The following is an 8,283-nucleotide window of genomic DNA, read 5'->3' as shown; positions in this document are numbered from 1 at the left end:
ATTTGATGTTTAACCCCATTTGTCCCCTCTACATACCCATGTAGAGGGGCACCCCCTCTTTAACTAGTTTTTTTTAAGAGAATACTTTATAGAAGAAAATACAATACTTTATAGAAAATACTTTTACATTTTTAAGAATGCTTTTTATAAAAAAGTCATTAATCTTTTACAATGCACGGAAGTATGGAAACTGGTTTTTTGACATTACTATCCAGTTAGGGTTACTAAATAATCAGATAACCCATATAGATATAAATGAATAAATACAATAACAAAATAGTTCAAGTTTTATTTAATTCAAGGTCATATCTTTATAGACTTGTGCCTACGGTCCTCCTACAAGCTTAGGCGACGCCTGCAATGAATAGGAGAAACCCAGCACTGGACAGACTGCCTGCTACGAGGGTTGCTCATGTAGGGTTAAGGGTTAGCCACCGATGATCATGTCGTGTTAGTCAGCAGGCAAAATCCTATTTATAAAATTCTATTTTTCTACATATTTCTCAGTTTAAATTTACGATATCATAATCAGTTTAACATTCCTTTACCCCAAACCCCCTGCTTTTAATTGTACTCTTAATCTAAAAAAACAGTCTCAAACTTATAACATCCCTAATAAATATTCATTCCTTCAATTTTTGCAGACATTCTCTCCCTTGGGGAATAATTATGGTACCTTCATCCCTATCACCCAGCTCCAATGAACAGTTTTGAAGATAGAAAAAACCAGTTAATGCTGCCAGCAGGGCATCCAGTTCATGTTCATTACTATCCCGGGGCATCTGGAAATATTCACCCAGATCCCTTTTGAGATCTTCAAAACCCAGAATCTTCTGGACGGTGCGGGGATGGGTTTCCTTCAACTGACACCTCCCCTTGAAAGCCCGGCCCATTGCCTCAGCCAGGCCCACACCCCTCATGGTGAGCATCTTCATCCCGGTGAAGGTTAAGGGTAGAACCGGACCATAACGGCGTATTTCACGTTCTGATTGCCGGAAATGACCACCAACTGCACATTCGCATTCTTTTTCCAGACAGCAACGACCTTTAGGCAGGGACAATGGTGCATCAACCACAATTAAAGAAGGTTTATCCTGGCTGATTTTTTCCAGTATTTCCCCATCACCATACAGAGTGTGGAGTGAGATCTTACCATTCATCTTTAAAATGCATATCCCTGTGGGATTCTCCTCTTTACCCGCCAGATCAATTCCCATAATTTTCATAATTAATTCCCGTCCAGTTTTTATACTTTATTCTCCCGTGGAATCAGTACATTTTCCTATTATTAGTGAGATATACTCTGTCCTCCGATCAGATTTGTCTTAGATCATGAATTGAAGTTTTGTGGATAGACCTATAACTCAACCTTACTTTAAATAAATATTATTTGTTTCAGCTACAGAGATAATTTGGATAGAGAAGTTAAGGAATTATTGCCAGTAACTGAAAAAGAGTTGGGGGTGTTTGTTTATGAGTAAAGCCGTACTATTGGGTATTATTTTAATGTTCTTTGTGGCTGCGAGTGGTTTTTTCTATCAGCAACAGGTTGAAAACCAGCAAAAAACACAACTGGTTTTTCTGGTTGATCAGGCAGTTCAACTCGTTGAACAGGATGGTGAAAATGCATTTGCTGAGCTTCGCGGTTCATCCTGGGTACACAATGATAGTTATATTTTTGTATGGAGAATTGATGGAATCCGCGTGGTTTACCCTCCGGACCCCAGTGGTGAGGGTAAAAACATGACGGGCCTAGTGGATTCTGCCGGGAAACCCATTGGTAAACTTTTCATCCAGACCGCAGAAAAAGGCAGTGGATGGGTGGATTATATGTGGCCCAAACCAGGTGAGACAGTGCCATCACTGAAGATAACCTACATAAAAAAGGCCCAGTATCAGAATCAAACCTATCTAGTGGGATCTGGGGTTTATATCTAATCATACCTCATTTAGACAGCACATTTTAGAAATTAAAACCTCTCTAACATCTTCCCGTAGATATCCCGTAGTTTACCATCGGATTTTTCGTAGACCATTCTCAGGATCAATTCTGGTGTACTGCGGGCAAAGTAATTCATCCGGGGGGTACGATCCACAATCAGGTTGTACTCCTCATCCAGTCCCTGGGCTTCGATCCCATCCACCCGAACCGCGGTGTTTTTGAGTATCTCCCGGGCCATATGGGTTACAATCACGGCAAAGGATTCAGAATCCTGTATGAAATTTATGAAACTGGAAATTATCTTCACTGCTGCTTCCAGCTCGGTTATGGCTTCCAGCTCGTCTAAAAGAATTAATTTATCCTCTTCCCGCACCACAATGGGCATGAAGGTGCTCAGGAATGATTCAAATGCCCCGGCATCCAGGGAACGTTTCTTACTGAAGAAGTACAGTTCATCAACCAGTTTCACCTGGGCCTCCCGGGCGCACACTGGTAATCCCATCTGACTCATAATACTTATTTGGGCCAGTGTCTCCAGGAGGGTGGTTTTACCTCCACTGTTGGCCCCGGTAAGGAGAGCCACATTGTCCGGAGACTCCAGAGCATAGTTAATCCTCTGTATGTATGAAGAATCTTCCCGTGCTAAATTCAAATGCAGACCTTCCTTAAAGCAGAATCCATCCCCCATCTGGGGGGCGTGTAAATCATAGTAATAGGCGAAACAGCCCAGGGCGAATTTGTAATCAAATTCCAGAACATCCTGGATTTCTTTTTCCACCTCACCTTTAAGAAGATAAAGCTGGGAAGCAGCGTTAACCTTTTCTTCAAAGACCCTAACATATTCTTTACCGAGTTCCTGTTTTTTGATCCTTTCCAACTCTTGTTCATCGATTTCTAGAGGATATTTCTGAATAAAAGGATCAAAACTCACCCCAGTATCATCTTTAATCTTTTTAACGGTGTCTTTAAGGATTTTGTCAAAAATTTCCTGGATCTTGGGAGACATACCCTTGTTCAGAAGGTCCAACACCTCTACACCCGAAAGATCAACCTTCTTAATGGCATCTTCCAGTTCTTTATCTGCCCTTTCCTTGGCCTGATTCACCGCAGTGTCAAATGATTTTTCATCAACACCTGATGCCTTAAGAGAATCCAGTATGCTTAAAACATCCCCCAGGACAGAGGGATAACCTAATATCTCCCTGATTTTTAAAATGTTCTCCAGGAGAATCTGATTTTCATGATAATATGAGAGAACTATCTCCGGAACGATCTCCAGGTCTTCAGCATCACAGTTAACCATGGCCAGGTTGGGAGTGTTGTCCAGTTCCAGTGCACCATCCCGGTAGACGTAGACCACCAGTTCGAATTCATCCAGACTTCCCACTTCCTGAATATGGATGATCTGGGCGTACTGGTTTAGTTCACGATCCATTAAACTGGAGTAATCCTCCCTGGATTCTACCAATATGGCCTTGGAAGTGTCGTATCGTGGCCGAGTAGCCTGGGAAAAGTTCACATTTTTAAATAAATTTCTAAGTTCATCCCGTGGAAGATGAGCAGCCTTCTCTTTTGCTTCCATAACCATCTCCAGGTTTTTCTGGATCAGCTCCGGGTTTTTACCGGGACCAAGGAGTAAAACCCGGTTTTTAGCATATTCTGTGTTGGTATAATGTATTATACGTTGGACAATTTCTTCGTATATCTGGACTGCCCTTTCAGTTTTTAAAAACTCCTCTGAAGGATTACCTAAAACTGTGTTTATGATTTCCACCGCTCTACGCTGGCTGATTCCTTCCATACTTGCCAGACGGTAGACTTCATAGTTACTGGCTGCCTTAAAAAATTCTTCCTGACTACCGAAATGATTGATGATGCGGGAGGCTAACTTATCGCCTATACCTTTGATATCACGTAAATCCAATATACCACCGTACTTTTTACACTTAATTTAGTAGAACTTTTAATTAACCTGATATTAGTACTTGACTAACTTTTAACTATACCTCACTGATAGAAAGATGGTTTAACCTGCCAATTTCTTTAATTAATAATCAAATTACCTAACTTTCACATCAACACCATAATTAATATAACTGTAACTTTTATTAATACTTTGGATAAGGTTTAAGAAAACTAAAAAAGATAATAACACCACAAATTAGCTATGATAGTTTTTAAAGTTGAGGAATGATTTCTAATGGACTTAATAGTATATATATTAATTCTTTTATTAACCGGCACATTCGTGGGATTTGCTTCGGGCTTACTGGGAATTGGAGGAGGTTTCATCATGGTACCAGTCCAGTTCTTCCTCCTCACAGCCCTGGGTATTGACCCCGACACCTCCCTCCGGGTGGCCTTTGCCACCAGTTTAATGGTGATCCTACCCACGGCGCTAAGTGGGGCATTGGGGCACTGGCGCCGGGGAGCAGTACTAACTGGTCCGGCTATTATTCTGGGAACAACCGGGATAATAGGAGGTGTTTTAGGGGCCGTAATATCCAGCCAATCCCCGGCTGCACTTTTAAGTTTCATATTTGGAATACTGGCCTTGGGAAGTGCACTGTGGATGATTGCATCCAGATATCCAGAAATAGATAAGGATCCCTCGCACCCCAAGCAATCCTACCTTTTCTGGGGATTTTTAGGAGGATTTTCCTCAGGATTATTAGGTATAGGTGGAGGAGTGGTCATGGTGCCCCTTTTAAATATTCTCCTGAAGTTTCCCATACGTAAGGCCATTGGAACTTCCACGGCGTTCATCATATTTGCATCCCTGGGAGGAATAGCAACCTACATATTTACGGGAATCAATGCCACTGGTTTACCTCCCTATTCAGTAGGATACGTTAATCTACTGCAGTTTGTGGCTTTGGCCGGGACCAGTATTCCCATGGCCAGAGTGGGGGTTAAAGCGGCCCATAACATTCCTGAAAAAAAGTTAAAATACATATTCGCCGCCTTACTGGTCTACATTGCCCTGAAAATGATGGGAGTCTTCCAGTGGCTGAATTTACCATTGTAAAATCAATTATTTATTCCTTCATCCCTAACCTGGAGGAAGTTCCCGGTGGTAATTCCTCCGTTGGATACCTTTTTGGCCTGTTTTTTAAGGGAATTTAATCTGGCTCCCAGTTTAGGGGTATTGACCCGGGTTAAATCCACAGCTTCCTGGTACAAAGATATCATCCGGGTTATGTAATCAACTGGTTTGCCACGGGCATCAATAACCAGACTGTTTACTCCGCTACGGTTAAGAGCAGGGAGGTGATCAATTAGGCACAGCTCCACTGAATTTGCAATATGGGTTCGGCATTCTTCATCAATTTTAAGGGGGAAAATCCGGTTTTTACCATCTTTTATTCCAAACACATTCGGAGAGGGGCCTTTGAATTCTTCCACCATGCTTTTATCCTGGAGTATGCAAGGAAGACAGTCTTCACTTACCAGAGCCTCTAAATTACCCTGAACCAGGAATTCAACTTGTATGGATGGGTGTTCAATTCGTATTCTGGAAACAGCCTGTTTTAACTCTTTTTGGGATAACTCTGGGGATAGGGTGATACTGGTTAAACAGTTTGAACCACCATCCTCACGGATTAGTTCCGATGCTGCCATATGATTCCAGATATTCAGGGCACGGGAACCATAGCAGTCCGGGGGGGAAGAAATGTCCTTCAAAGCCCAAAATGCTCCTAAACTCCCCACCATCACTCCCGAAATGTTCTTTCCAGTGTCCTGGTTAAGGATACTAACTGCACCTTCTAAAAATCTTTTACTGGTAATATCTGGCAATTTCCAGATTAAATCAGAATTATAATCCTGGCAACGGAGGGCTGCTTCTTTTAATGAGGAATCCATCAGTTTAAAATAGGCACTGCCCGGTTCTAAACCCTCCGAAATTTCTCGGGCACAGTTGGTATTTATTTGGGGCTGGAAATAGATTCTACGACACCCAGACTGGAGGGCAGCCTCCACAGAAAGAAGATCGTCAACATAAACTGCCAGATCCAATGAAGGAATAGTTGTGCCCGGTTGGGAAGAGTTTACCCCCACCCTGGAATTATTTCCTCCAGTATCTGAATCTTTAACATCACTATTTGAATCAGTTCTCCCCTTCTCTGCATCAGATCCCCCAGTTCCAGGGTAAGTTTTCAAGGAGGAATTAAAAGACACATTGAGTCGGTGTAAACGGGTTTCCACAGTTTCAACTTCTTCCTCAGAGGGCCGATACATTTCCAGAAGTTTATCCTGAATTTTTTCCAGGATCTGTCTCCTTAAATGATTCAAATTACCAAGGGGAGTGAATAAACCTCCAGGATAATCCAGAGATATACTTCTGATGAGGAAGGGTGTGCCCCCAGTTTTTTTTAACTGTTTCCTAATTGTCTCAGTGGACAAGGGTCTTTTAATGGCCTTTTCCATGGCAAAATCTGCTTTAAAATCAATATTAACAGTTTTTCTACCAATAGGGGATGCAACTACCCGGATAACCGGGGTCATCTCTTCATTCCAGTGAATTTCAATGTCCAGGGGGATTCTGTCCGGTAACTGAGGATTATTAACCATATCCTGGGCGGCATCAACCAGAGACTTTCTACGGGTTAAGAAGACTTTACTTCCTTTTTCAACGTTTTTCCTTAATTTTAAGGATAACTTGTCATTTCCAGCAACGGGAGGATTACTTTCCAGAATGGTTCCCCATAGTTTGTCTACTTTTTGGTACCTTGATTGTTTGAAGAGTAACCCATCACCTTTCAGGGGTTTAACCCTGCTTTTGAGTCCAATGATGGTTTCCCCACTTCTTTTATTAAAATCAATCACCTTTCCCAGGTACAATCCCCGGTTACCAGGATTACTCCTACCCATCATTGAATCACCGGAGGTATCCATTACCCAGCCATTGGTCAGCCCCCGGTTGAAGCACATTTTGAGTTTAGAAATTTCCTTTTCATCGGGCTTCCATCTTCCCGCAGCTATTGAGTCCAGAGCGCCACGGTAAACCTTAACCACGTTGGCCACGTATTCCGGGGGCTTCATACGGCCTTCGATTTTTATGGAATTCACCTTAGCCCGGGCTACCTGGTCCAGATAGGGATAGATGGAAAGATCCCGGGTGGAAAGGAGGTAATGATCTTTCAGGGGAATTTCTTCTCCTTCCTGATATTTCCCATATTTATCTGCCCGGGTACGGATCAAGTGGTATTGCTTACGGCAGGGCTGGGCACACATACCTCGATTACCACTTCTACCTCCAATAAAAGATGAGAGAAGGCACTGACCAGAATAGGAGTAACATATAGCCCCGTGGCCAAATATCTCCAGTTCTATCCTTCCGGAGAGTTCCTGGGCGGCCTCTTTAATATCGTTAAGAGACATCTCCCGGGCAAGGATCACCCTTTTAAAACCATTATCCGCAGCCCACATCGCACCCTGAAGATTATTAATGGTCATCTGAGTGGAACAGTGCAGTTCCAGGTCGGGGACAAGTTTCCGGGCCAGTCGGGCCACACCCAGATCCTGGACAATCACCGCATCCACTCCCTGACTGTAGAGCTGGTAAAGATTTTCACACACCGCAGGGAGTTCAGATTCCTTTATAAGAGTGTTCACAGTCACATAAACCTTCACGCCACGTATATGGGCGTATTCCAGGGCGTATTCCATTTCTTTTACACTGAAATTCTGGGCAAACTGCCGGGCACCGAATCTTCTACCAGAAAGATAAACTGCATCAGCTCCAGCATTAACACCGGCTTTCAGGGATTCCATGGATCCGGCAGGGGCTAAAAGTTCAGGTATATTGTTTTTCATACATCCTCAGATAGGGGTGATTAAATAATAAATGAGTCAAATAAGAGATCGGCAATGTGCACCCTACCACCAGAGTCCCCTTCACCAACGGGAGGCGAAGCTCATAGGATGGTACACATGGTATACTATTTGTATAGGGTAAAATGTATATAAAATTATAATAAAATCCCAATAAAATAATCTCTGGGGAAAATATGGAAACAAAACAGCTTTTAAAAACCTTAAAAATAGTTGTAATCCTGGCACTTATTTTGGGAGTTATAGGTGCAGTGTTTTACCTGATTTACGGGTTTACCCTTCTATGGCAGGCCATGGCAGCTGGTATTGTAACTGGATTTTTACTGATCCTCCTTTTCATATTGCTGGGTTTGACCATTTATTTATGGTTAAAGCTGGTGCTGCTGCGCCGGGAACTGGAAAAATGCCAGAAAGAATTGAGGATACGGAACCAGGAAGACCCGGATCCTGATTATGAAAATTAAAATCACCCTTGATCAGGGTATTTTTGTTAAATAAAACTCATC

6 protein-coding genes are annotated in these 8,283 nt (G+C 42.5%); 3 read left to right on the top strand and 3 right to left on the bottom strand.

What is annotated here, in order from left to right; genetic code table 11:
- Positions 1-623: 623 nt before the first annotated feature.
- On the bottom strand, positions 624-1,226 hold the full coding sequence (locus QC759_RS03275; RefSeq protein ID WP_048072320.1) for a DUF429 domain-containing protein: 603 nt from the start codon (positions 1,224-1,226) through the stop codon (positions 624-626).
- Between the two features lie 247 nt (positions 1,227-1,473).
- Here QC759_RS03275 and QC759_RS03270 point away from each other — a divergent pair, with 247 nt between their 5' ends.
- The gene (locus tag QC759_RS03270) at positions 1,474-1,938 is read left to right on the top strand and encodes a cache domain-containing protein (protein ID WP_048072319.1); all 465 of its coding nucleotides are present in this window, start codon (positions 1,474-1,476) and stop codon (positions 1,936-1,938) included.
- Between the two features lie 32 nt (positions 1,939-1,970).
- Here QC759_RS03270 and QC759_RS03265 read toward each other — a convergent pair whose 3' ends face one another.
- Positions 1,971-3,866: a MutS-related protein gene (locus QC759_RS03265; protein WP_048072318.1), complete on the bottom strand. Its 1,896-nt coding sequence runs from the start codon at positions 3,864-3,866 to the stop codon at positions 1,971-1,973.
- A gap of 276 nt (positions 3,867-4,142) precedes the next feature.
- Between QC759_RS03265 and QC759_RS03260 the strand changes: the two genes are divergently transcribed.
- Complete coding sequence (locus QC759_RS03260; protein WP_048072317.1) at positions 4,143-4,970, top strand: sulfite exporter TauE/SafE family protein; 828 nt, start codon at positions 4,143-4,145, stop codon at positions 4,968-4,970.
- Between the two features lie 2 nt (positions 4,971-4,972).
- Here the strand turns inward: QC759_RS03260 and QC759_RS03255 are convergent, their stop codons facing one another.
- Entirely contained in the window at positions 4,973-7,759 is a 2,787-nt protein-coding gene (locus QC759_RS03255) for a U32 family peptidase (protein WP_048072316.1), read from the bottom strand.
- 194 nt (positions 7,760-7,953) lie between these two features.
- Here QC759_RS03255 and QC759_RS03250 point away from each other — a divergent pair, with 194 nt between their 5' ends.
- Complete coding sequence (locus QC759_RS03250) at positions 7,954-8,241, top strand: hypothetical protein (RefSeq protein ID WP_048072315.1); 288 nt, start codon at positions 7,954-7,956, stop codon at positions 8,239-8,241.
- Positions 8,242-8,283: the final 42 nt, after the last annotated feature.

The sequence above is a fragment of the Methanobacterium formicicum genome (assembly GCF_029848115.1).
GTDB lineage: Archaea > Methanobacteriota > Methanobacteria > Methanobacteriales > Methanobacteriaceae > Methanobacterium > Methanobacterium formicicum.
This window is presented reverse-complemented; position numbering and strand designations above follow the sequence as displayed.